This is a genomic window from Polyangium jinanense, from assembly GCF_028435265.1.
GTDB classification, from domain to species: Bacteria; Myxococcota_A; Polyangia; order Polyangiales; family Polyangiaceae; genus Polyangium; species Polyangium jinanense.
In genome coordinates this window covers 146,316-169,870 of the sequence record NZ_JAGTJK010000013.1, presented here as the reverse complement: position 1 = coordinate 169,870, position 23,555 = coordinate 146,316, and the positions used below count along the sequence as shown (strand labels likewise).

Genomic DNA, 23,555 nt, shown 5'->3' with positions numbered 1-23,555 from the left:
CTCTTGATCAGTCGTCCTCGGGCGGCACGAACTTGGGCGTAGGCTGGCCCCCCTGGCCCTTCTTCAGGTAATTTCCCTCGGAGTCCAGGTAGGGCGCTTTGTCCATCTGCTGGGAACCGTCGGGCTTGAGCTTGGGCACCACGGGGGTCGCCGATTTGCTCTCCCTCGCGACGTTGGCCCCGGGTTTTTTCTGGTCCGGATCATAGACCCCGTCGTCCTCGTGGCTCCATTTCTTGCCATTGTAAATAACCCCGCCCTCGGACGTGCCCGTGGTGAGCCCGGCTGACTTTTTGACTGCATCGGGGACATCATCGTTCGGGTCCGCGTTGATGTTGTCAGGGTGGATGCCGAGCTCACGGTAGACCTGTGCGCAGAACGGACAGGGCTTCTCCGAGGAGCGCTTCTTTTTCTTTTTCTGGTGGGCTTCGATCTCGGCGCCACGTCGATACTCCTCGCGGAGCTCGTTGCGGATGCGCGCATTCCTCTCCGCCTCGGACATGTTCTCCCATTTCGGACATGGCTTGCCGTCGGGGGCCTTGCTGAGGCGCTTGCGGATGTCCCTGGCCTGCTGGTTGAGCACATCGATCTCCGCGCAGCGCCCGTCCTTGCTCGAGCCTTCGGGCTTGCCCCGGTTGTCCGGGTGATCGGCTGGCTTCCTCGGATCCCTGAACTTGTCCCGCGCATTGACGACCGCTTCTTTGAGCGCAGGATCGAGGTCCTCGTCGCTCGTGACGTTCGAGCTCTTTCCGTGGATCTCCGGCAGCGTATTGCCCTTTGCGTCCCGCCGGTTCGAGACCGTGGCGTCCATCAGTCCGGTCGGATCGACCAGCTTGGTGGGCCGGTTGTCGGCGTAGGCGAAGCTGTTGCGCCCCCCGAGCAATCCAATGGGGTCGGCGCTGATGTACCGGCCCAGGGCGGGATCATAATAACGATGCCGGTTGAAAGCGAGGCCCGTCTCTTCGTCGAAGTATTGCCCCAGAAAACGCAGCGGCGTCTGCGTGCGCGCCCCCTCGCGGGGCCTCGCGGCACCCCAGGTCGACCGTTCGAGGTCGCAGGCGACGTTCGCTGCGCCATCGAGGAGCCGTTCGGGCATACCTACCGCGTCATTGAGGTAGTGATACCAGCTCCCCGTGATCGAGCCGTCCTCGGCCCTGCGTACGTCGCGGTGCGCCCACGGTACGCCGGTGTCCTCGTCTGCACAATACGTCCTCTCCTCGACGACGGGATCCCCTCCTTCGGCGGCCGATTGCTTGATCTCGTGAACGAGGGTGGCGCCGTCCCAAACGAACCACGTCGTGGACCGGAGTCGGCTGCGCCCGGCTGCATCAACCTGGGATACCCGTTTTTGCAGGCGTCGCGCGAGGGGGTCGTAGATGTGCTCGATACGGGTGCCGTCGGGCCGCACGACGGCACGGAGCATGCCGGCGTGGTCCCATTCGTAACGCGTGATCAAGTCGTCTCCACCTGGCACACGGATGCGGCGCTCCATGAGCCTGCCGTCGCCGTCCCATACGTACGACGCGGGTCCGCGGCGGTGGAGCACGTTCCCGACACCATACTCTCGCTCCAGCGCGCCTGGGCCGTATTCGTGAACGTTCCCCTCGGTGTCGTAGCGAAAATGCTCGCCACGACCTCGCGCGTCTACCCGAGACAGCACTTGCCCCTTCGAATCGTGCTCCCAGCGAACGGCGCCGCGCACGCGGTCATCTTCCGCGGCGACGTCGCCGTCGAGGCTGTACCGATAGACTTGCTCCACCGAGAGGTCGTGAGGCACGGCGGAGACCCTGGCGGACTGTACGTGGCCCATGGCCTGGCCAACCTCCGCGCGGCTCGCCGTGCGGCGCACGATACGATCCAGGCTATCGTAGGTGATATCGATGCGGCCTCCCTGCGGCAAGAAGCGCGTGACCTCGCGGCCCGCGAGATCGCGGGTGATGCCGACCTGCTCTTTCCCGTCGAGCGTGACTCGGACCGCGCGCCCGAGGAGGTCGCGCTCCCAGGTCTGACGGTGGCCGAGCGACGTCCTCCTCTCCGTGGGAAAACCCATCACGTCGTAGGTCGTCCAGATATCGAACGTCCGGCCGTGAACGCTCTGCGTTTCACGGGTCAGCCATCCGAGCGGGTTGCGCTCGAAATGGACGTCGCCCGAGGGGCCGTGCGCCGCCCTCATGCCATCGAGCTCATCGTACTCGAATGTCTCCCGGGTACCGTCGTCATGAATTTGCTCGACGACACGCCCGACCAGATCGCGCACGTACTCGATCTTCTGCCCGAGGCCATTCTCGTACACGATCATGCGGCCCATTGCGTCGTACTTGTAGCGGAGGGTCCGACCGTCGAACGTGTCCTCCTTCGACACGAGCCGCGCTGCGTTGCGTTCGATCCGGTGAACTTCCCCGCGGCTGTTGTGCACCTCGATGAGACGGCCTTCGCGGTCGTAGCGGTACCGGGTCACACGCCCGTCGGGCTCACGGGTCTCGCAGATCTTGTTGTAGCCGGCGTACCTGTGTGTGGTCGCCGCGCCGGTCGGGTGGCGAACCTCGACGCAGTTCCCCGCGTCGTCGTAAGCGTAGGACGTCACGCCCCCGTCGGGCGTGCGCTCGGACCGCAGCCTCCCTACTTCGTCGTACGTGTACGTCACGACCGCGCCGGTCGGGTCCGTCATGCTCTGCCGCCGTCCCCAGTAATCGTACGTGAAACGCGTCGTCGCGCCGGTCGGGTCGACCCGCTCGATCTCATTACCGTAATCGTCGTAACGGTGATGGGTCTCTCCACCGTTCGGCGCCACGACGAGCGTCGTGAGCCCACGACGATCGAAGCGCACCTCGAAGCGAGCGCCGATGGCGTCTCGCCAAACGAGCCCGCCCCGGACTCGCTGCGTCTCGATGACGCCGCCCGCTGGATCGACGGCTCTCACGATATGGCCGTCGGCGTCGCGCTCGTACGTGGTGACCCGCCCGAGAGGATCGGTGACCCGCACCTCGCGCCCGCGCGCGTCGCGCTCGAAGATTGTGGTCGCACCGAGGGCATCGGTGAAAGACAGGACGTTCCCGTGCGCATCGTACGTGCGGCTGAACACCCCTGCTGCCGTCACCGATTTGTCGACCTTGCCGAGCTCGTTACCGAAGAATCGGTCCAGGGAAATGGAGTCCACGACCTCAGTATAGCCGTTGGGGCCATACTCGAATTTGGTGTGAAAGATGCCCTTGGCGCGCGTGGTGCCGTCGGCGAGCACTCGGGGTACGCTCGTGGCGAGGCTCTCGTCCGGGCGCCGGGCGTATTCGCCCCACGTCTCGATGCAGCGCCCGCGACCATCGTAGAGGAACGAGAAGCGGAGACCCGTCGGATACTCCTGCACCGTGAGCAGATGGTCGCTGTACGTGCACTTCGTGGCAGCGCCGGCGGCGTTCTCCGCGGCGACCAGGTCGCCCGCCTCGTCGTAGAGGTAACGTGCGAACGCGACCAACCGGCCCTGATGCGGGGTGTTCTTCACCTCGAGCGCTTGGATACGGCCCTCTCTCGTGGCGCGGACGTGAATCGTGCGGCCGACGGCGTCCTCGATCCTGATCAAGCGGTCCTTCTCGTAGATGAAGGAGACGCGATTGTCGTGCGAATCCGCCTCCGCAGACAAGAGCCAACGATCTCCCGAGCGGTGCTCGAAGATCAGCCAGCGCCCGTCTCCTCGGTCGAGTACAAACCCCGTATCTCCGCAGACGAGAACCCAGCCGTCGGGCCCGACCGCCGCCTCGCCCGCGGACAGCGGAGCGAAATCGACAAACATGCCATTGCCCGTCCAGAGCCGGGTCCGGCTGCGGCGCATCTCGACTTCCCAGGCATACGAGTGATGCCAGCCTGGTCCAAGGCCGACGTCCCGATCGCGCGCTGCGCTGTTGTACCCTCGAACGAACGTGACCGGCAGCGGTCCAGGTAGGTGCAAGTCCGTGACGGGCACTGTGAACACGCGGCCCGTCACGACATCGACAGGGTCCCCTTTGGAGGCTTTTCCGCTCCCCTTGCCCGCATGGTGGTTCGGGCAGGCGCCGCCGTTCTTCCCGCTGCCACAGGCGCCTTTGCCATCACCAGACGCACCTTCGCCCTCGCCCTGGCCATTGCCGCGCGAACCGTCTCCCCCGCCTTTGCCATCTCCATCCCCGCCCCCGCTCCCCATTCCCCCGCCCTTGACCACGACGCCCGGGCACATCCCCGGCGGGGCCGCCGCGTCCGGCACCGGTGACGTCGGCATGGCTCAGCCTCCCCCTTTGTTCATGAAACCCGGGCTCCCCGTGATCCCCTGCATTCCGAGCTCCACGAACACGACCGGCGCTCCCATCACGATGAAGCACGGCCCGCCCGTGTTGACGCTGACCACCTCTTTCAACGTCCCCGGCTGATTGCCGATGCACATCTTGAAGCACGCCCCCACCGTCAGGATCTTTCCCCCTTCGATCTTCGTCCGCACGGGCGCGCGTTTGATTCCCGCCATCGAACTCGCCGTCACCGGATAGGGCACTGGAATCGGGCTCGGCGCGGCAGGCGTCGTGCACACGCTCACCGCGAGCGGCACCATCTGGTGCCCCGATTTCGATGTGACGCAATCCATCATGCATGCCGTGACGCTCATGCCCTTGCCTCCTGCCTCACCTCTCGCTTTGCGCTCGAAAGCACCACCGCCGCCCGCTCTCCGCCGTCGCTCCCCGCGATGGCCATGGCCACGGGCGAGGGCGCATACTCGTGCTCCCAGGCCGTCACCGCCACAGCGACGAACAGCGGCATCGCCGCGGCCCCCAGATAACCGATGCGCTGGGCTGACGAATCGATGTAATAAGGCTCCGCGAGCGCGTCCTGCGCCCGGACGAACGCCGCTTGCCACTCGCCGAGACGCCGCATCTCGCCCGTGAGATCCGTGAGCATCCATCCGGCCTTCGCCCCGGACCTGACGAGCGGCTCGGCCGCTTGCTGCACGGCGGTCGTCAATCCGAACGCCTCGTAGGCCGGCGCCTCGTTGTCGGGTCGCGCACGCTCTCGCCCGCTCCCCACGCCGAGCACCCGCGCGAGGGGCGAGAGCCCCCGGCGGCGCGCGTCCGGATCGCGCATCAGCACGAAAAACGCCGCCGCCTCTCCGGGAATACGGGCGTCGAGGTTGTCCGGCGAAAACAGACGCCCGCCGGCTTCGAGCGCGCGAATCGCGTCGATATCGTAATCACTGTGCACGCCGCCCAGCACCACGGCGTCGGTCTCCCTCGATACGAGCGCCCGCAGCGCCTCCGGCAGGAGCGCGCCGAGGGCCGCCTCGCCCCGGGGAGCGACCTCCAAGGTCGAAGCCGGCAGCACGCGTCGCACGAGGGCTGCGAGCTCCCGCGCCGCCGCGCGCGCCTCGGCATATCCTTCATCCAGCGTGATGTGCACCTGCGTTTTCGTGTTGCCGAGCGTGGAGGCCACCTCCTCGAAAGCCGGCTGCGCGAGGAGCGCGAGCCGCTCAGGCCCCACGATGCGCGGATCGATCGTCGGGACGAACCCCATCGTGATCGCCTCGCCCGCCGAATCCGCGAGGGGCGCCTCGGCCATGGCCGGAAACCCGGCCCGGAGCAGAAAGCCCGTCTGCCGAGCGTCGAGCCCGATCGGCGTCCGCGCCCCGACCTTCACGATTCCGACGGCGCTCACGCGGCCTCCCTCTCGATCACGATGATCTCCGCGTCTTTCATGCGCCGCGGCGGCCGAAACACGGCGCGCCACACGAGCTCCACGGTGACGCCGGTCGATTCGAGTGTATCGATGAGGACCGTATCGATGTAGGGCACGAGCGTCTCGGGCGCTCGATCCTTTGCTTTCAGGGTCACCTCGACCCGGATCCTCGGCAGCCGGAAGCTCGTCGTTCCACCGCCGGGCGTCAAATTGAGCAGGGCCACGTCCTCTCCTCCGCGCAGCGGCGGCACCGCCGTGAGCCCTGGCGACGCGCAGAGGTTCGACTGATCGTCGTGATCAAGCGGCAAGAGGGGCGCGCGCTGCTTCCGCCAAGCATCATCGTAGGTCCCGAGATGACGCCGACGCGGCTCCCAGTGCCGGCCCAAAGCACCGAGCCCCGCCGGGGGTGGGCGCGTGCTCGCCGAACGAATCGGGTGGAGCGGATCCTCGATGAAGGGCGCGGGCTTGTGCGTCAAGGTCTCCGGATCCCGCGCGATTCCGAGGCCCACCGGGTTGCGGGGCTCCTCCACCGGGCGAAGCAGGTCGCTCGTATCGAGCCCGCCCCACGCATGATCGTATCGAAGCTCGATCCCCGTGGTGGGGCGGGGCGACGAGAGCCCGCTCCCCTTCGCCTCCCATACCCGTAGCCCGAAGACGCGGACGATTTTTTCGAGCGGCCCCACGCGCACACCTGCATCGAACGAAGGCACCGCCTTTCCCTCGGGCGCGTGGGCGGCCGCCACCACGATGACGTCCGTGCCCGGCTTCGTGATGCAAAGATCCGAGGGATACTTGATGCTGCTCTTCTCGGGAACGCCCCACGGCACGTCCGCGCCGCGAATGGCGCGCTGCTGCGATCGCTCCGCGAGCTCCAGCTCCCCCTCCCCGGGCACACGCAGGAACGTCGCTTTCACGAGGACGACGAGGCGCTCGCCGTCCTTGCCGATCAGGGGGACGGGCGAGACCAGAAACTCGCTCCTGTTGTTCAAGCGCGGCGCGTCCATGCTCTCCTCATAGCTGCGACACGTTGCCCTTTTCCTTCACGTTCGGCGCCGTGATCGTCACGAGCGGCGACTTGATGGTGATCCCTCCGCCGTCGATCACCACCTCGCTCGCGCCGCATTTGAACACGATGGACTCGGACGCATCCACCTTGTGGAATGCTCCGACGAACATCCCCTTGCTCGTGGCCACCACTGTATGCGATCCGCCGATCTTGTCCACCACGGCGCCGCCCACCATCGTCGTCCGGCTCCCGCCGACCGTCTCCGACTCCGGAGCGCCGCTGATGACCGCGAGGCCGAGCGCCTTTTCGGTCTTGTCGGCCAGGCACGTCTCCGCGCGCGTGCCCGCGACGAGCTCGACGCGCGCGGCGCCTACGTCCTGCGTGCGCGCGCCATTGACCGTCGTGTGAATGCCGGCCGCGGCGATCGTCGCCTTGAGGCCCCCTATCGTCTCGGCGTGCGTCGATGCGCAAACGTTGACCGAATGCCCCGGCCCGGTGGCGCTGTCCGAGCCCGAATTGCCCGCGACGGCCCCGTCCGGCCCCGACATGTTCGCCCCCGATGCGCCGCCTCCCCCGCCGCCATCGAGCCCGAGCGCGTCGCCCAGGCGCTCGGCGCCCGCGTCGATCGCGCCATTCACCAGCGTATCGAGCCCGAGCGCGCTCGACGCGTTCCCCGACGCCGCGGGCGCGACAGCGGCCATTGCGCCGTCGAGCGAGGCACCGAATGCGGAGGGCGAGGGCAAACCGGAAGCCGCGCCGAAGACGCTCGCCGTGGCGCCGAGGTTCCCGCGGCTCACGGCCTCCATGGCGCCGCCCAGGCTCTCGACTTTGCCCTGGAGCGCCTGGACTGGCCCCATCACCTGATTCACCTTCGCGGCGACCGCCTGATCAAGGTTCTGGAGCGCGCGCTCCGCCTCCGCCTTGGCCGCCTCCGTCGCGGCTTTCACGGCGAGCGAGAGCAACGCCTGGATGGGATTGCCATCCATCTCCATCTGATTGCCGCCCACGGACGTCGCGCTGTCCCCCTTCACCGTGAGGCCATACACGGCATTGACCTCCACGGTCCGGTTCCCCCCGACGCTCGCCGTCTGCGCGCCGTCGACCGTGTTCAGATAACCGTTCGTCACCTGGATTTTCTGCTCGGCGCCGACCGTGAGCTTGGCGTCCACCTTGACGTTTTTCGTCTCGTTGACCGCGGTGGATCGTTTCTTGTTGTTTGCCGTCGCGATCGTCGTGTTTTTCTGCGACCGGATGCTGATCTCCTCGCTCCCGGCCTTGTCTTCGAGGCGAATCTCGTTCGTGCCGCGGCCCCCCGGCGACGAGCTCGTCCGCAGCGCCGTGCGCGATTTCCCTTCGGGAAGCGCATAAGGAGGCATCCACTTCCCGTTGAAGACGCGGCCCGTCACGAGAGGCCGATCGGGGTTTCCCTCCTGGAACTCGACGATGACCTCCCAGCCGACGCGCGGCAGGATGATCGCGCCGCTCGTCTGCGGCTGCGTGACGCGGATCCAGCACGACGCCGTGTCATCGTCTTTCCCGTACCGATCCCAGTGGAACTTCACCTTGCATCGGCCGTGCTCGTCCGTGTGGATCTCCTCCGCGGGCGCTCCGTCCGGCGCCACCACCACGGCCGTCTGCGGGCCCTCGATGATCGGCGCCGGCGTCCGCCTCGGGCTGCGGTATTTGACGTCCTTCTGGATGGTCGTCGCGCGGGTGAGATAGATCCCATCGCGCAACGTGTGCACCACACCCGTGATGAAATAATCGCCGTCGAGCTCGTCGGGCGCGTCGACCAGCGAGAGCCACCGCCCGTCCGTGAGACGCGGGCAACCCGATTCGAGCTCTATCACCGCGCGCTCGCATTGAAGCGCCTCGAGCCGCACCCGGGCCAGGCGCTCGCCCTCGCTCTTGTCCTTGTAGAGCCCCGGATAATCGTAAACCTCGAGATCGGCGTCCGCGTCCGCCGCCGCGGTCGCCGTGAGATCCGCCTTCGGCTTCTCGAAATCGTAGTCGCGCAGGACGACCTTGCCCGTCGCGGTCCGATACCGGCGCGTGATCACGCCAATCGCGTCCTCGATCCCCGCGAGCCCGGCGCCGAACCGATAGGGCACCTCCTCGCCCCCCTCGATCGGATCACTCGCCGCGCTGTCGTCCGAAAAAATGAGGGTCTCGCCGTCCTCGCCCGCCTCGGCGTGGAAAAAGATGCCCTCCTCCTCGAGGAGCCGAGACACGAACGCGAGCGAGCTCTCGTTGTACTGCACGCAATACGTGCGCTTCGGGTACCGGGCCGCGAGGCGCCACGCCTGGCGTTTGTCCTCGATGCCCGCCGCCCGCAGGACCTCGGAGGCGATCTCCTTCACGTCCTTGTCCTGGAAGATGCGGCAATCGACCTCGCGCGCGAGGAGCCCCATCCACGAGCTGACCCGGATGCGGTAGAGCATGCTGCGCTCGTCGTCGTCCTCCGGCGTGCCCTCCATCTCCACGTCCATCACGACGCCCGAGACCTCGTGCTCGGGACCTCCTCGGCCAAACGCGAGATATGCCGGGCGGCCGAGCAGCTCGTCCGGGTCCACGTATTCACTGTGACGGGCCTCGATCACCGCCTCGGTCACGACGCCGAGCCGGCGCTCGACGCGAAAGCCCACGACGTCGGACGTCTCGAGAGGCTGGGCCTGGAAAAACGTGGTCAACGTGCGCGTGGCCATGGCTCAGTTGTCCTTGATGAGGCCAAGCTCGTCGCAATCGCCGTCGAGCGTGATCTTCGTTCCCGCAATCGATACCGAGGCCGGCGTGAGGGTCAAGGTCGAGGCGCCCATGACCACGCTGAGCACGTTCTTGGCCTCGAAGGTCACGTTCGTCGCCTTGATGATCTGCGCGCCCCCGGCGACCTCCAGGAAATCGCCTTTGCTCTGGTCTTCGCGGTCGCCTGACACCTTGTTGACGATGGCGCCGATCACCTTCTGGCTCAGCCCCGCGCCCACCTCCACCGCGCGTCCGCCGCTGGAGAGGACCACTTTCGCCAAACCCGCGGTCTCCGTCCTGCTCCCCTTCACGGTGACGGTACGATCCGACGCGGTCATCTCGATCAGCACAGCGCCCACCTTGTCCTGCATCGTGGCCATGGTCTCCTCGTCCACGGAGCCGGCCACGAGGTCGACCTGCATGCCGCCAATCGACGATGTCGATGCGCCGGTGACCGTACGCTTGTGATCCCCGCCCGCCTTCAAATCGCGGTTTCCGCCGACGGTGAGCGCGTGGCTGCCTACCTCGTCGACCATGTAGGTCGAGACGTGGACCGTCTGATTGCCGCCCACGCTCAGATCCTGGTTTGCCCCGATATGGGCGGACATGCTGTCGGAGACCGCCAGCGCGTGGTTCGACCCGACGGAGCGCGTCTCGTTGTTCCCCACGCTCTCGGTCGCGTTGTTGCCCGCGGAGACCGATCCGTCGCGGGACGCGTTCATGAACATCTCTTCGTTGCCAGCGCGGTCATCCATGCGGATCTCATTGGAGGATCCGCCGCCCGGCGTCGTCGCGGTCTGCAGCGCCATCCGCGCCTTGTTCGCCGGCAAAGGATACGGAGGCGGCGACACGGCATTGTACAGGCGCCCGCCGATGAACGGCTGGTCCGGATCGCCGTCGACGCACGCGACGCAAACCTCCCAGCCCACGCGCGGCGTCAGCATGCCCCCGCCGAGGGGGACCTGGGTCGTGCGGATCCACAGGCTCGACGAATCATCCGCCTTGCCCCTCCGATCCCAGGGGAACAAAACCTTCACGCGCCCGTGTTTGTCCGGGTGAATCTCCTTGCCCGGCGGTCCCGTCGTGACGGCCACCTGCGCTCCCGCGACCTTCGCCGCGCGCGGGACACGCGGCGGCCTGTACGCCGTTTTTTGGGTGGGGATCGCGCGAAACGTGAACCGTTCCCCCTCCCCTTCCCCGCGCCGGTTCGTGCCTCGGCGCGCCTCGAGCTCGATATCAAGCTCGACGACGAGGTACTCCTTGTTGAGCGGCTCGTACGGGTGCTCGGAGAGCTTGAACGTCCGCCCGGTGAGAATGCGCAGCGCGTTCGTCGTACCGGTGACCACCTCCCGTCGCGCGCGCAGCGACTCGAGGAGAACCTTCGCGTAGCGATTGCCCACCGCCGGCTCGGTGAAGCGACCAGGATAAACATAGACCTCCAGGGCTTTTTCGGTGTCGTCGTCACCTTCCGCCTTCCCGTCGAGCTTCAACCGGGGCCGCTCGAAATCGTAGTCGCGCAGGTGCACCCGCCCGGGCACGATCGATTTTTCATGCGAGAGGGTCGTGATCGCGTCTCCGGTCGCGGCGAGCCCCTCCGCCGGGCGGAAGACGATCTCGGCGTTGCCCTCGACGGCTTCGGGATCACCGTCGAAAAAGACCACCACGTCGGTCCCGCTGCTCGAATCCACGAAAAAGGCGATGCCCTCCTCGGACAGGATCCGTCGCACGAAATCGTGGTCCGTCTCGCGGTATTGCGCCGTGTAGACGCGCTTCGGGTAATTGCCTCCGAGCTTCCAGCGCTGATCCTTCGCCGGGAGACCGGCGCCCGTGAGGACCTCTTTCACGATGTCGGGGGCCGACATGTCCTGGAAGGTGCGGCAATCGGCGCGCTGGGTGAGGCGGAAGAGGCGGTGGCGCGCAATCAGGCGCGTCCCCGCCTCCTCGGCGCCCCGCGTCGTCGTGCCCTCGGCCTCGACGACGTACCCGGCGAATTTCCGCTCCTCGTCGCCCCCGCGGCGCGACAACGTGAGCAGGAGCGGTTTTCCCACGAGCGCCCTCGGATCCGGCCCTCCCGCGTGATCCGTGATCTCGCATCGCAATGTGCCAATCTCGTCGAGCGCCTCGCGCGCCGAGAGCGCGAGCAAGTCGAACGGGGCGCCGTCAATCGTGAGGGAGTGCTCGATCTCGACAGGGTTCGCCATGGCTCCTCACCCGATCTTCAGGCTCGCCGCCTGCTTCACGATGCCCACAGCCTTGATCGAAATCTGGGAGCCCTTCAGCGTGACCGGCCCGCCGTTCAGCTTGATCGAGCTCCCGCCGCCATTGAACTTCCCCACGCCGCCGCCGAGGACGATCGTGGACGCCTGCACGGTGTAATCCCCGGTCACGTTGCGCAGGTGGACCCCGCCGATGAAGTTCTTCACCCCCCCCTTGGCCTCGGTGGAGATGGCCCCGACCATGTGCAGCTCGCCGGCCAGGTTCGTGTGGTCCTTGCTCGTCGCGACACTCTCGACGCTCGTGCCGCCGACGAGCTGCACGATGGCGAGGCTCGCCTTCTCGTCGTAGGTCGAGAGCATGTTGTCGTCGATCGAGGCGAGCGAGACGTTCGCCTGGATGGAACCGACCTCACGCGTGAAAGCGTCCGTGATTTGCTGGCGTACGCCGCACGAGATGGTGACCTGGTTCCCGCCTACCGTGTAGTCGCGGGTCCCGCCGACCTTCTCCACGAAATCGGCCTTCGCGTGGAACTGGTCATTGCCGCCGACCGACGTGGTCTGATCCCCTTTCACCTTGACCTGGAGCGCGTTGCCCACGTCGATCGACTGATCCGCGCCCACCGAGGTCGCCTCGTTCGCGCCTACCGAGACCGCGTAATTGCTGCCGACGCTGTGCGTCTCGTCCACCCCGACGGTCTCGTTCTTGTCGTTGCCGGTCGTGACGCTGAGATCCTTCTTCGCGGCGATCGACATCCCCTGGCTGCCCGCCGTGTCGCTCATCTTGATCTCGTTGTGGCCGGCGCCTCCCGGCGTGGACATGCTCTTGAGCGAGCTATCGGCCGCGGCGCCGGGCAGCGCATACGGCGGCGTGTTCTCCGCATTGTATGCGCGCCCCAGCACGAGCGGGCGATCCGGATCCCCGTCGACGAACCCGACCGAGACCTCCCAGCCCACCCGGGGCAGGACCATCGATCCGCCGAGGCCGATCTGCGATACACGCAGCCACACGCTCGACGTATCGTCCTGTTTGCCCGAGCGATCCCAGAGGAATCGCACTTTTACGCGACCATACTTGTCGACGTGCACGCCTTGCGCCTCGTTCGACGGGCCGGTCACGACCGCCGTCTGCACGCCGCGGATCCGAGGCTTCTTCGTCCGCCTCGGCGCAGCGAACGGCGCGCCCTTGGGGATCGCGGTGAACTCGTTCTCCGAGGCATCCCCGCCTTGCCGCCCGCGCGCGCGAAGCTCGGTCACGACGAACGCGCCATTCAGGAACGGCTCGCGCGCCCCCACGACCGCCATCGGCGCGCCACACACGAGCCCCGCGGCGCGGCTTTTCCCTTGACAAACGTCGGTGTCGCCTCGGAGCGCGCTCAGCCTTCGGTTTGCCTTCCGTGATCCCTCGGCGCCCGCGACGAACCCGCCCGGATACTCGAAATGCCCGAGCGGGATGGGGCCCGGGGCGGGGACCTTGGCCGTGGGAGACACGTCCGGCTTCTCGAAATCGTAGTCGCGGAGCTCGATCTCCGTCGGTCGCAGCGTCTTCTTGCGCTGAAGCGCGACGAGCGGCTGGGCGCCCGCGCCAAGGCCCTTGCGGCGCGAGAGCAAGACCGGCTCCGCCCCGTCCTCCCCCACGAACGCCTCCGGATCGTCCGCGAAGACGAGCTTGTGCCCCTCGGCGCCGTGCGCGAAGAAGTAGAAGATGCCCTCCTCCTCCAGGAGGCGATGGACGAAGTCAATCTCCCTTTCGTGGTATTGACAGAGGAACTCGCGCGGGGCGTAGGTCTGCCGCAGCCGCCATTCCACGTCCTCGTCGACGCCGGCCTCGCTCAGGATGGCCTTGACGACGTCGATCGGGCTCTTGTCCTGGAAGATGCGCGAGCCCTCGCGGTGCTCGAGGGCGGCCAGGGCCGGACGTAGCCGGAGATGAAAGAAGAAGTCGCCGCCGCGGTAGGCGAGGAGCCCGGCGCGATCAGGAAGGCCGTCGTAGTAGCGGATCCCGCCACGCCCATCCACGACCTGGAGGAGGACCCGGCGTTGTAAACAGGCGTCCACGCGAAAGGCTGGATCCTGCGTCGAAAACTCCACGTTGACGGCGTAGGGCAGCGAGATGGCCTCGTGCGCGTCGTAAGACTGGACCTGCACATCGCTGGGCAAACGTTCGCCTGCGAGGATGATCTGACCGAGGGCGCCCTCCCGCATGCTGGTCTCCCGTTCGAGGAACCTGCAGGGTAGCTAACCAGAGGTGAGGCGCGCCAGCAACAACTCTTCCACGAAGCCCCGCGCTGTCTTACGCTGGCGCGAGCCGCGGAGCAGCGGCGGAGGCACCGATGGCTGGTCGCAGGGAGACAGAAGGGGCCGCGCAGCTCGTGGACGAAGCAGAGGAGGCGCCGGCGCACGCGCCGGAGGGACCGCGGCTCTCGCTCGAGGAGCTCCTGCCCGACCTCCCGGTGGGCGCCGAGGTCGCGTCGGATGCGCCCATGGCGCGCCTACGGCCGCCGTCGTTGTGTTCGGCCCGCCTCGTTTCGCTCGAGGGGCGTCGTGCGATCGTTACGTGGCGAGGAAACACCACGCCGATCGAGGCCGACCTCGCGCCCGAGGTCGAGGAAGAGTTGCTCGCGCTCGCGCTGCGAAACCGAGACGGCGTGCTCGTGGAGATGGGCGCCGAGAACAGGCCCGTCATCGTCGGCGTGCTACAGACGCGGATTCCGCGCGAGATGCACATCGCAGCGGACAAGGTCTCGATCGACGCGGCCCAGGAGCTCGTGCTGCGGGCGGGGCGCGCGGCCCTGCGGCTCCGTGAAGACGGGGACGTCGAGCTCGTGGGGAGCCGCATCAGCGCATCATCACGGGGGCTATTTCGGCTCGTAGGACGGATCTTGCGGCTCAACTGATCGAAGCTTGGCCCCCAGGAACACGCTTGTCGTTCGGGCGATCAGGATCCGCCGATGCTACCAAGTTACCCCTCGCGAACGACAAGTGCTAGGCCCCCGCCGCTCGACTCGCCTGGTTGGCGGCCTGGGTGCGAGCGACGATGGCCGCACGCAGCTCCAGCCGTGGGAGGCGCATCACCTCGACCGAGCCATCCTGAGACTTTGGCAGCCCCAGCGCGTCTCCCGAGAGCGTAGCGCGCGCGGCTCCTTCCGCGCCGGCCGGGTCGGACTTGCAGTGGCATCGGCGAGTTTGCCGATGAGGCCGGGTTCACCTCGACGAGGTTGATGCCCTGCTCGCGCAGATACCAGGTCAGACCAGCGCGGTACGAACCGGTGCCCTCGATACCCACGCGGTCGAGAGTGCGGAGACCTCGAAGCCAACCGGCAAGCGCCGCGTAGCCAATCGTGGCGGCCGGGAAACGTCTCGTTGCCGAGCTTTCGCCCGTGGCGTCGAGGGCCACGACGATATGGGTGTCTTTGTGCGTGTCGACCCCCGCCATGGATGACCGAGCGAGCTCCGAGGCCGAGCAGAGGAGGATAACGGTAGGAAGAGCCGGTCGAGACAACCAGGCTTATCCACCACGGCGCGGACCGCGGACCCTACACACGTTCCGCAGCCAAGAGCGAAAGGGTCAGCATTCGATCACAGGCTCGAATGCCATCCCTTGAACCCGCGCGCGAACTTCTCGACCGGCAACGCTTGCGTGCATACTTCTTTGTCAGGTCAGATGCAACATCCCTCACGAAATTTATTGACACCTAGAAGCGTCTGTGTGTTTTGTTCCCAACATGAACTACTAGAACCGTGCCGCGGGAACGACTGAACGGCCACGCCTTCTGACCTGGTTGGTCGAACATCCTACAGGGGAATTACCATGTCTCAGCTCGCTCTCTGGTTCGCTTCTGGCGAAGACTCACTCTCCGTCCGTAAATTCTCGGTGCGAGAAGTGATGTCAACGCTGTTCGAGGTGTCGATCCTCGCCCTCTCTCCCATCGAGGACCTCGACATCGACTCCATCATCGGCCAGCCGGCTGGGTTCAAGGCGCTCGTCGGGCTGGACCACGTCTCCCCCCTGCGGGCTTGGAGCGGCGTCTGCTCGCACATGACCCAGTTGCAGGCCGAGACCACCGGCCTATCCACCTACGAGTTGCGTATCGTGCCCAACCTGTGGCGCGCGACCTTGCGGCGAAACCATCGCGTGTTCCAGCATGAGACGATTCCGGCCATCGTCCGCGTGATCCTCGCCGAATGGGGCATCGAGCCGGAGCTGCGCATCTCCGCGAATCGATACCCCAAGTACGAATACCGGGTGCAGTATGGAGAGACGGACTACGCGTTCGTCTGTCGATTGCTCGAAGAGGCTGGTATCTCCTTTCACTTCATTCAGACCGAAGACCTCGCCGTCCCTTCGAGGCTCGTCCTCTCCGACGCTCCTCAAGCAGACGAACCGCGACACCCGCAAGCACTACCGTGTGTCGACAATCCCAACGAGTCAGCCAGACGCGAATTCGTGACGAAGGTCTCGGTCTCCCACGAGGTCCGACCCGGGAAATACACGATCCGCGATTTCGATTTTCGCCTTCGCCCAGATCATCGTCTTTTCGCGCACGCAGGCGGTCACGGCACGGAAGATGCCTACGAACAGTATCACTATATTCCGGGTTCCTTCCAGGTAGAGACCGCGCCAGGGCGCACCGACACGCCTGCTGCGGACGACAAAGGGGGCGTCCGAAGCGATATGCATGAGGCGCAATCTCTTGCCTCGCGGAGCTTGGAAAGCGAACGCAAAGCGCGGAGGGTCGTCTCTTTCGAGACGAATGCTTACGACCTCGCGCCGGGGATCGTTTTTTCGCTCTCGGGGCATCCGAGGGCCGCCCTTTCGCCCGACCGGAGGCTGCTTTTGTACTCGTCGACGTTTTCAGGCGCTCACGATACCGAATGGCGTATGGAGTGCAGGGCGGTCTTTGCGGATGTCCCTCATCGGCCCGAGCGGCGGACACCCCGCCCTCGTATCGTGGGCGTGCAAAGCGCGGTCGTCGTGGGCCCGCCCGGAGAGGAGATCCACACCGACGAATTCGGCCGTGTGCGCGTGCAATTTCACTGGGACAGGGAGGGCGAATACGACGACGGAAGCTCGTGCTGGATCCGAGTGAGCCAGGGATGGGCAGGCAATGGTTTCGGGATGATGGCGATACCGCGCGTCGGCCAGGAGGTGCTGGTCGACTTCTTCGAGGGCGATCCCGACCGCCCGGTGATCGTCGGTCGAGTATACAACAACACCTCGCGCGTGCCATACAAGCTGCCCGACAATCGAACGAAGAGCGGCTGGAAAACCGACTCGTCGCCAGGCTCGAACGGATACAACGAGCTTTCGTTCGAGGATTCGAAAGGGCGGGAGCTCGTGTCTTTGCAAGCCGAACGAAACCTCGAAAAAGTGGTGAAGGTCGACGAGGCGATATCGGTGGGACGCGATCGCAAGACGACGATAGGAGAACACGACGAGGCCGTCGTGGGCGTCCGGCACCGCACTCAGATGATGCAGGCGGCAGGCACGCCACCGGACGTCGCGCCGACCCAGTTCGAGATGATCGACAAAAGGATACGGTTCACGACGGGCGAGGCGAGCATCGTCCTCGATGGGCCGAACATCACGTTGCAGGCGAAAGGCGTCATCACCATCCATTCGTCGAACGACGATGTCGTGATCCTCGGTGGACCCTGGGTGAAGCTCAACTGCGGGCCCGTGGAAGCGGAGAACGAGGCGACGGTGACGTCTCGTCACGTGACCGGCGTCGTGAAGGATCAGGATGGCGAGCCGATGCGTGGTGTGAAGGTCGTAGTCAAGGGCAGCGATGGGGTCATCCAACAGGTGGAGACGGACGCAGCCGGCATGTATCTGGCACTGGTGCAGCCCGGCGGATGCGAGGTTTCGCTACCTGGTATGCCGCGGTATGGTTTGGCGGGGTCGAAGCTCGACGACATGACGACCGAGGCGCTCGAGCTCGACGACTGCGGGCCCGTAGGCGGCGGAGGGAGCGGAAAGGATATCGTTGTGCACGCAAGGATGCAGGCGTGCTGTCGAGGCCTGCTCTCGAAGCTCGGGGAACAAGCCAAGAAGCTCAAGCTCACGCGTGGGAAGCTCGCCATCCCGAGCCTCCCGTGTTTGGGGGGCCTACCCATGCAGGCGTTGAAGGTCGAGCTGCTGCCCAAGCTCACCGCGCGGCTCTCCAGGAAACGAAAACCCGCCCGCGCGGATGCGATCGCAATCGATATCTGTAAACGCCTGTGCGCCCTTCACGCGGATGCGCACCGCACGAAAGGCGAGAAGGAAGAGGGGGAGGTATGGGCGGATCTCGCGGCGAGCTTCTCCCCGTGATGGGCCGGGGCATCAGGTGGGCATCGACGTCTCCCCCCGCTCCAGACGGGCGAGCAATTTGCTAAAGGCCTGTTCGATCGCATTGAGCGTCTCTTTCTCGAGCCACCGTTCCGGGAGCAGGACGGCGTGGCCCTTGATCCCATCGAGCATCGCCACCGTGCCGTTCCTTTTGTACTCGGGCACGACGCTGAAATTTTTGATATCGACGGATAGCGGCTTGCCGCCCTCGCCGCTGCCGAGAGGACCTGTCGAGACGAGGGGCAACATGGCCATCGTGTCAGCCGGCATGTTCCAGAAGACCTCACTGTAGATGCGGCTGTTTTCCGTGGCGATCGCCCGGAGTTGCTCGATCGTCTCGCCATCGCCCCCTATCGGGTCCTCCACGTCCACTTTGAAGTGTTCTTTCCATAGCTCCATGCGTAGCTTGCGCGCGAGGTTTCGTGTCACGGTGGGCTTTCCGCCCATGGGCGTCGTCGATGTCGCCTCGTCCACGACGATGGCGCTGACCTCGGAGTCCCTGTCGCCAAGAAGGCTTCGGTCATTGATGTTCGCGGAGCCGACAATGAATACGCGGTCATCGACGAGCATCATCTTCGAATGCACGTAGATCTGCTCCGTCACCGGAACGTTGTCGAGCTTCCCATGGTTTCGCAGGCAATAAAATGACAGATACTTGCGGTGATCGCCTCCAGTCACCTTTTTGACCCTCTCGATGAGATCCCGGATGGTCTGGAGCTGGAGGACGAGAATGCCGTGCGTCGAGCTGAAGTAGATGTCGAGGATGTTCTTGAGTTGATCCAGCGTGAGCCCCAAGTCGGCTAGCCTCTTCGCGATGATCTCAAGCAGGTTTGGCGTCTCCTTCCACCACTCGACGAGCCAATCGCGAATGTCCGTGAGAGGCTTCTTGATGAAATCCGGCGTGTATTTGACGATGAGGTCCTTGAGCTTCTCGGACAGCTCTTTCACCTTGATCCGCACGGTCTCGTAGCCCCGCTTCACCGCGCTAGCCGCGGTCTTCAACAGCTCCGGCGTGGCGTTCGCCACATAGGCCTTCGTGGCCTCGATGATCGTGGCGATGCTCCTGCGCAACGCCATGATCTGCTCGATGCGCTTGCGCACCCCCTCGACCTGCAGGAGGACTCCGTGCAGGACACCCTCCGGGTGCACGGGCAGCATGACATAAACGTGAAATCGGCGGGACGGGGTCTTCGCCATCTTCTCGATGCGCGCCACCAACGTGTCGACGATCTCGTTCTCGACGGGCCCGAAGAGCTTCCATGTGAAGTATGGGAAATCGACCGAGGTCGGGGCGATTCTGGACAGGAAAAACTGGTTTTCAATATAGATGTAGTGCTCGGCGCTGGAGATCGCCTGTTTGTACGCATCATAGATGGTCCGCTCGGTCTCCCCGCTCGTCCCCGATTCTTTCGACAGAGAGCGCACGATCTGCACCGCTTGCGCCCCCCCCTGGACGGGACCTGGGATCGGAATCTTCTCGGGCGCCGGTAATTCGGGCTCCACGTCGGTGGCGAAACCGTACTCCACGCCTCGCAAGACGTAATCCGTCGGCGGATCGATCTTGCCGACCTGCGCCGGATCACGATCCTCGATCGCGTCCCCCAGATCCTCGATCGCGCGGACGGCGTCCGTCAAGGATGGCTTGGCGACGTTCATGAGCGCGTGCACGCGGTTATGGTGCGCCCAGCGCTGCGCGAAATGGCGCGCGAGGTGTCCTACCGCGGGCCCCTCGATGCGCAAGTGGATGTCGTGCCAGGGCATACGCGGGATTCGATGGCGCTTCGACTCGTCCTTGTGGTCCGCCCGGCACGGATTGTAAGCGTCATAGGGTGACGGGGTCTCGAGCGAGGTCAAGGGGTGATCGTCCGTGTCCCAGCGCCCCTCGAAAAGATCGATGCCTCCAAGAAAACCGATATTCCCGTCGATGATGATGAATTTCCCATGGTGCGCCCACCCCCGCCCAGGCCGGTGGCGGAGCACGCGCGTCTTGTGCCGCAGCTCCTTCGGCTCCGCTGGCAACATTTCCTCCACATCCTTCTCGAACTTCTCATCATTGAGGTTGTATGGAATGTTGTTTATCCCGTCCCAGAGCAGGATATAAAGTTGCTGGAAGGTAGGCTTCGAAGCGGCCCCCATGAGCAAATCCCGCAGGCTGCGATTGCTCCCCTCGTCCCGTTGGAGGCGGCAACCCATATCGAGTGCCCACCCCGCCATCCATATACTCGTTTTCGCCTCGATGATCCCCTTGGCGATCTCACCCATCGCCATCTTGCCGTCCACGAGATACGTAACCTTGTTTTTATACGTCACGTCGCTGACGAGCTTCGGGGCCTTGACCCAATACGCGCCCGCGGCGGCGACCTGCGCCTGCGCAGGCGTATACAGCGTCTCCTGCCTCGTGGGCAGATCCGCGCGGGCGACGGTATGACTGGTGGGATTGGTCATGGTTTCCTCAAAAACCAGCAAGCTTCTGTAGCAAAGCGCGCGTCTCGCCTTCACATCGACCATCAGGCGCAAGGCCGTGGTCAATCTGGAAAGCGATGATAGCGTTCGTCGTTGCGCTCGAGGGACGCCCGGTGAGTGGGCCCGGGTGGTACCCGATGGCGCTCAACCGTATCTGGATGCCCTTCAGCGTATCCGCGGTCGTACCCGGCTCCAGCAGGATTTCCAGCGTCCTCCCCGGATACCGCAATTCATAAATCCTGCTCGTCCGGAGCGGCGTACGAATGTGCACTTGGCCCTTTTGATCCGTCACGCCCTCCTCGATCACGTTCCAGTCGAACAGGAGCTGCCAGTCGACGTTGATGAGCGGCACGCCAAGCTGCCCCGGCATATCCTTGAGGACAATCCTGGGTGCATGCGTCTTCTGCTCGTCCGTGGATACGTGATCGCCGATGAGCACGTCCGGGCTGCCCTGCACCATCTTCCCACGCCCACCGCAATGTTCGTCCACGTCGCCCATGCGGTGCGCTCGGCGGTTGTTGATGAGCACCCGCGGCGCTCCCTGGACAGCCTCCCACTCGTTTTTCCCGCAGCACTTCGAATGCACTCCCTTATCGCCCACTCGGAGCGCTCGACGATTGTTCACGAGCACGTTCTCCGAGCCCGTTACCGCCGGACCTATCGCGGAATGAGCACAAGCATCACATCCATGGCTGTCCTTCGAAACGTACGACTTGTCCCCCAGCCGCCCAGCCCTTTTTCCTGTGGAGTTCATGAAAAATCCCCAGCTTATCGGCGAATCACGAGACCGCCCGCGATGGCGAACAAGGCGACCTTGCCGCTCTCCCCCATTTCTTGCGGACCGTCGAGCTCGGCGATGAGCCGGACCTGCATCGTCTGGAGCAAAGGCAGCTCGTTCGCGAGGGCGTCCGGTAGGTAGGTCGTCACGACGCTGCCCCCGTTCAATCGGATATGCCCGCGTACCCAACCCCCGCCACGCAGGAGTCGACGTTGATAATGCCTGCCGGAGAGAAGGAGCCTCGTTCGCCCCGTGGAGAGCCAATCCGACGGTAAGCGCTGTCGCTGCGCAGAGGGAGCGAACGCCTCCTCGACCTGACGCCCGAGCCCCTCCGTCAAGCCGCTCGCGCTGCAAAGGCCAGGGGTCTTCAGAACATCGGAGACAGCGTCGAGCGTCTCCCGGAGTTTCTTGTCACCCGCGGCCGACGGGCTCGCCATGGTGACAGTCGCCTTCAGCGCCTCCAGCTCGTCGAAGAGCAAGACGAGCTCCCCCGCGACGAGGACCAAAGGCGGCAAGAACTGCCCGCGCGGCCCCACGGCGTGGGCAAAGCAGCGCTCGAGCTCCGATGGCTCGAGAGCCCTGCCGCCCGCGAGGATCGCCGAGATGTCTCGCCGCCCCTTCTCCTGGGGCGGCTCGTCCTCCTCCGGGATCTCGTCCTCCGCCGCGAGCGCCTCGAGCTTTTCGAGCTCGATCTCGGCGAGCAGGACCTGCCATTCCGGGTGCTTGCTGATTCGCGGAAGGTTCTTCTCGTCGAACCATAAGAGCTTGACGGGTTCGTGCATCGAGTGGGATGTGGCCCAGGCGGCTCCCTTCCGTCGTTCATGGTCCTGCCTGTCCGCCGGGACCATTTCGGCGCGCGCTGCCGCATCCGAGAGCGCTGCGGCGCCAGCGCGCGCGATGTCGCCCGTCACCGCGGCGCCCACGATCGCAGGCGGCGCGGGCGCAGCCACCTGCGCGGACGTCGCGGACCATACATGTGATGCGCCGCCTCTCGCCTCCACCGCCAATTGTCCGACCGACATCCGGGCTGGAGCCTCCGGCGCCCTCTCCAAGGGTCGGACGACGGCCACCTGCGGCACCACGGTTTCCTCGACGCTCGAGGGGATCTGCGGAGCTTCGACCCCGCGGATCCCCGCCAAACCCTGTCCGAACGGCAGGGCCGGGTCTCCAGGCCTCGCCCCTTGCAGAGCCGACGCCGGCCGATGCTGGGATCCGCCGCCCGTGAAGGGCATGACCGGTCCCGCCGTCGAGAGCGATGGCATCATCGTCATGGCGGCGATTTCCTCGCGCTCTTTGTCGTCCGCCGCTTCGAAAGCGCCCGGAGGGATCGTCTGTAACAAATCCTCGTCCTCTAGCTCCTCCGCCCCGTCTTCCGCGAGCTTCACGAGGAGTCGCCCGGCTTCGCTCACGTGGCGCAGCCCGATCCTGCCCCGCCACACCACGACGCATGTCCCGCGATCCGTGTCGATCAACAAGGTATCCGCGACGAGAGTGACGTCTTCCCGCTCGCCCGTCGCCCGCTCCACGCTCACCTTGGGCCGAAGCCCCGGCAGGCTCGTCACCAGCCGCGCGTGCTCTGGATGCAGGTTTTCGAGGATGATTCGCTCGTTCGGTCGAATCTCGGTCACTTGTTGGTCTGGCGGCGCCGCTTGGAAAAACGACGGATCGAGCCCCTCCGGCAAAGGCTTCCGCTCCCACCCAGCATGAGGGAACGTCCCCGTCAAACGCCCGAGCCGCTCCACTCGCCCCGGCCACGTGCCTGCAACCGGCCCGTAACACACTGGGGGAAACGTATCCGATCGCTTTGATACGAACACCCCCGGCGGCTGCAAGTTCGGAATCGGCACCATCCCGTACCCGTCAGGGGCTGCGTCAAACCTCACCCCGGCCGGATTGTTCGTTTCTGGCCCTCCCGCTGCGCGCTCCCAGCGGAGCGGCATCTTCATGAATCGCGGCCCCTCGAAGAGCTGGCCATCCTGCACCCGAAATCCGCGATCGCACCAGACCTCGATCGATTTGTCGAGCTCACCCACGACGAGCCGGGTCATCACCGATCGCACGGGTTGTTTCCCGGGCGCGTACGCATGCCCGACGAGCATCACGTCGGCGCGCGGCTTGTACGGTACCTTGTCGCTCGGTGCGACGAGGCTGCGGGCTGTGTCGTCGTTCCAGTGCGCATCGTCCTCGTTCGGCTCCTCCTGCTCCGCCGCGAGCGGTGCTCGCCCCGGCTCGAGCACGAACGTCGCCTTCACGACGACCGTCTGCGCGTACCGCCCGTCCTGCGACTGCCACACGAACCCCCAAGCCCGCAGCGCGCACCTCGAAATGACGTCCATACGC

At 65.5% G+C, this 23,555-nt stretch carries 13 protein-coding genes; 2 read left to right on the top strand and 11 right to left on the bottom strand.

Features of this window, described 5'->3' with window-relative positions; all coding sequences use genetic code 11:
* Positions 1-7: 7 nt before the first annotated feature.
* From KEG38_RS24115 to KEG38_RS24085, 7 genes are read right to left on the bottom strand one after another with little or no spacing between them, the layout of a single operon-like run.
* Complete coding sequence (locus tag KEG38_RS24115; RefSeq protein WP_272422222.1) at positions 8-4,243, bottom strand: RHS repeat-associated core domain-containing protein; 4,236 nt, start codon at positions 4,241-4,243, stop codon at positions 8-10.
* 3 nt (positions 4,244-4,246) lie between these two features.
* Positions 4,247-4,621, bottom strand: a complete 375-nt coding sequence (locus KEG38_RS24110; RefSeq protein WP_272422221.1) for a PAAR-like domain-containing protein — start codon at positions 4,619-4,621, stop codon at positions 4,247-4,249.
* Positions 4,618-5,661 (bottom strand): hypothetical protein, encoded by a 1,044-nt coding sequence (locus KEG38_RS24105; protein ID WP_272422220.1) that lies wholly within the window; start codon positions 5,659-5,661, stop codon positions 4,618-4,620. The genes KEG38_RS24110 and KEG38_RS24105 overlap by 4 nt, the downstream gene beginning before the upstream one ends.
* Positions 5,658-6,686: a DUF2169 family type VI secretion system accessory protein gene (locus tag KEG38_RS24100; RefSeq protein ID WP_272422219.1), complete on the bottom strand. Its 1,029-nt coding sequence runs from the start codon at positions 6,684-6,686 to the stop codon at positions 5,658-5,660. Before KEG38_RS24100 ends, KEG38_RS24105 begins: the two co-directional genes overlap by 4 nt.
* A gap of 7 nt (positions 6,687-6,693) precedes the next feature.
* On the bottom strand, positions 6,694-9,393 hold the full coding sequence (locus KEG38_RS24095) for a type VI secretion system Vgr family protein (protein ID WP_272422218.1): 2,700 nt from the start codon (positions 9,391-9,393) through the stop codon (positions 6,694-6,696).
* A gap of 3 nt (positions 9,394-9,396) precedes the next feature.
* Positions 9,397-11,631, bottom strand: a complete 2,235-nt coding sequence (locus tag KEG38_RS24090) for a type VI secretion system Vgr family protein (RefSeq protein WP_272422217.1) — start codon at positions 11,629-11,631, stop codon at positions 9,397-9,399.
* 6 nt (positions 11,632-11,637) lie between these two features.
* Complete coding sequence (locus KEG38_RS24085) at positions 11,638-13,848, bottom strand: type VI secretion system Vgr family protein (RefSeq protein WP_272422216.1); 2,211 nt, start codon at positions 13,846-13,848, stop codon at positions 11,638-11,640.
* A 128-nt stretch (positions 13,849-13,976) separates the two neighbouring features.
* Between KEG38_RS24085 and KEG38_RS24080 the strand changes: the two genes are divergently transcribed.
* A complete protein-coding gene (locus KEG38_RS24080) occupies positions 13,977-14,540 on the top strand; it encodes a hypothetical protein (protein ID WP_272422215.1) in 564 nt (187 codons plus the stop codon).
* Positions 14,541-14,605: 65 nt separating this feature from the next.
* Here KEG38_RS24080 and KEG38_RS56045 read toward each other — a convergent pair whose 3' ends face one another.
* Positions 14,606-15,079 (bottom strand): IS110 family transposase, encoded by a 474-nt coding sequence (locus KEG38_RS56045; protein WP_372518188.1) that lies wholly within the window; start codon positions 15,077-15,079, stop codon positions 14,606-14,608.
* Positions 15,080-15,454: 375 nt separating this feature from the next.
* Between KEG38_RS56045 and KEG38_RS24075 the strand changes: the two genes are divergently transcribed.
* On the top strand, positions 15,455-17,956 hold the full coding sequence (locus KEG38_RS24075) for a type VI secretion system Vgr family protein (protein WP_272422214.1): 2,502 nt from the start codon (positions 15,455-15,457) through the stop codon (positions 17,954-17,956).
* Between the two features lie 12 nt (positions 17,957-17,968).
* Here KEG38_RS24075 and KEG38_RS24070 read toward each other — a convergent pair whose 3' ends face one another.
* Genes KEG38_RS24070 through KEG38_RS24060 form a run of 3 tightly spaced genes read right to left on the bottom strand, consistent with a single transcriptional unit; the run spans position 17,969 to position 23,551 of the window.
* Entirely contained in the window at positions 17,969-20,419 is a 2,451-nt protein-coding gene (locus KEG38_RS24070) for a phospholipase D-like domain-containing protein (protein ID WP_272422213.1), read from the bottom strand.
* A 7-nt stretch (positions 20,420-20,426) separates the two neighbouring features.
* Positions 20,427-21,191: a PAAR domain-containing protein gene (locus KEG38_RS24065; protein ID WP_372518187.1), complete on the bottom strand. Its 765-nt coding sequence runs from the start codon at positions 21,189-21,191 to the stop codon at positions 20,427-20,429.
* 14 nt (positions 21,192-21,205) lie between these two features.
* A complete protein-coding gene (locus KEG38_RS24060; protein ID WP_272422211.1) occupies positions 21,206-23,551 on the bottom strand; it encodes a DUF2169 family type VI secretion system accessory protein in 2,346 nt (781 codons plus the stop codon).
* Between the last annotated feature and the right edge of the window lie 4 nt (positions 23,552-23,555).

Excerpts from the sequence above, each read along its gene's own strand:
- KEG38_RS24115 (WP_272422222.1), bottom strand. The coding sequence starts at position 4,243 with ATGCCGACGTCACCGGTGCCGGACGCGGCGGCCCCGCCGGGGATGTGC.
- KEG38_RS24110 (WP_272422221.1), bottom strand. The coding sequence starts at position 4,621 with ATGAGCGTCACGGCATGCATGATGGATTGCGTCACATCGAAATCGGGG.
- KEG38_RS24100 (WP_272422219.1), bottom strand. The coding sequence starts at position 6,686 with ATGGACGCGCCGCGCTTGAACAACAGGAGCGAGTTTCTGGTCTCGCCC.
- KEG38_RS24095 (WP_272422218.1), bottom strand. The coding sequence starts at position 9,393 with ATGGCCACGCGCACGTTGACCACGTTTTTCCAGGCCCAGCCTCTCGAG.
- KEG38_RS24090 (WP_272422217.1), bottom strand. The coding sequence starts at position 11,631 with ATGGCGAACCCTGTCGAGATCGAGCACTCCCTCACGATTGACGGCGCC.
- KEG38_RS24085 (WP_272422216.1), bottom strand. The coding sequence starts at position 13,848 with ATGCGGGAGGGCGCCCTCGGTCAGATCATCCTCGCAGGCGAACGTTTG.
- KEG38_RS24080 (WP_272422215.1), top strand. The coding sequence starts at position 13,977 with ATGGCTGGTCGCAGGGAGACAGAAGGGGCCGCGCAGCTCGTGGACGAA.
- KEG38_RS56045 (WP_372518188.1), bottom strand. The coding sequence starts at position 15,079 with ATGGCGGGGGTCGACACGCACAAAGACACCCATATCGTCGTGGCCCTC.
- KEG38_RS24075 (WP_272422214.1), top strand. The coding sequence starts at position 15,455 with ATGTCTCAGCTCGCTCTCTGGTTCGCTTCTGGCGAAGACTCACTCTCC.
- KEG38_RS24070 (WP_272422213.1), bottom strand. The coding sequence starts at position 20,419 with ATGACCAATCCCACCAGTCATACCGTCGCCCGCGCGGATCTGCCCACG.
- KEG38_RS24065 (WP_372518187.1), bottom strand. The coding sequence starts at position 21,191 with ATGAACTCCACAGGAAAAAGGGCTGGGCGGCTGGGGGACAAGTCGTAC.
- KEG38_RS24060 (WP_272422211.1), bottom strand. The coding sequence starts at position 23,551 with ATGGACGTCATTTCGAGGTGCGCGCTGCGGGCTTGGGGGTTCGTGTGG.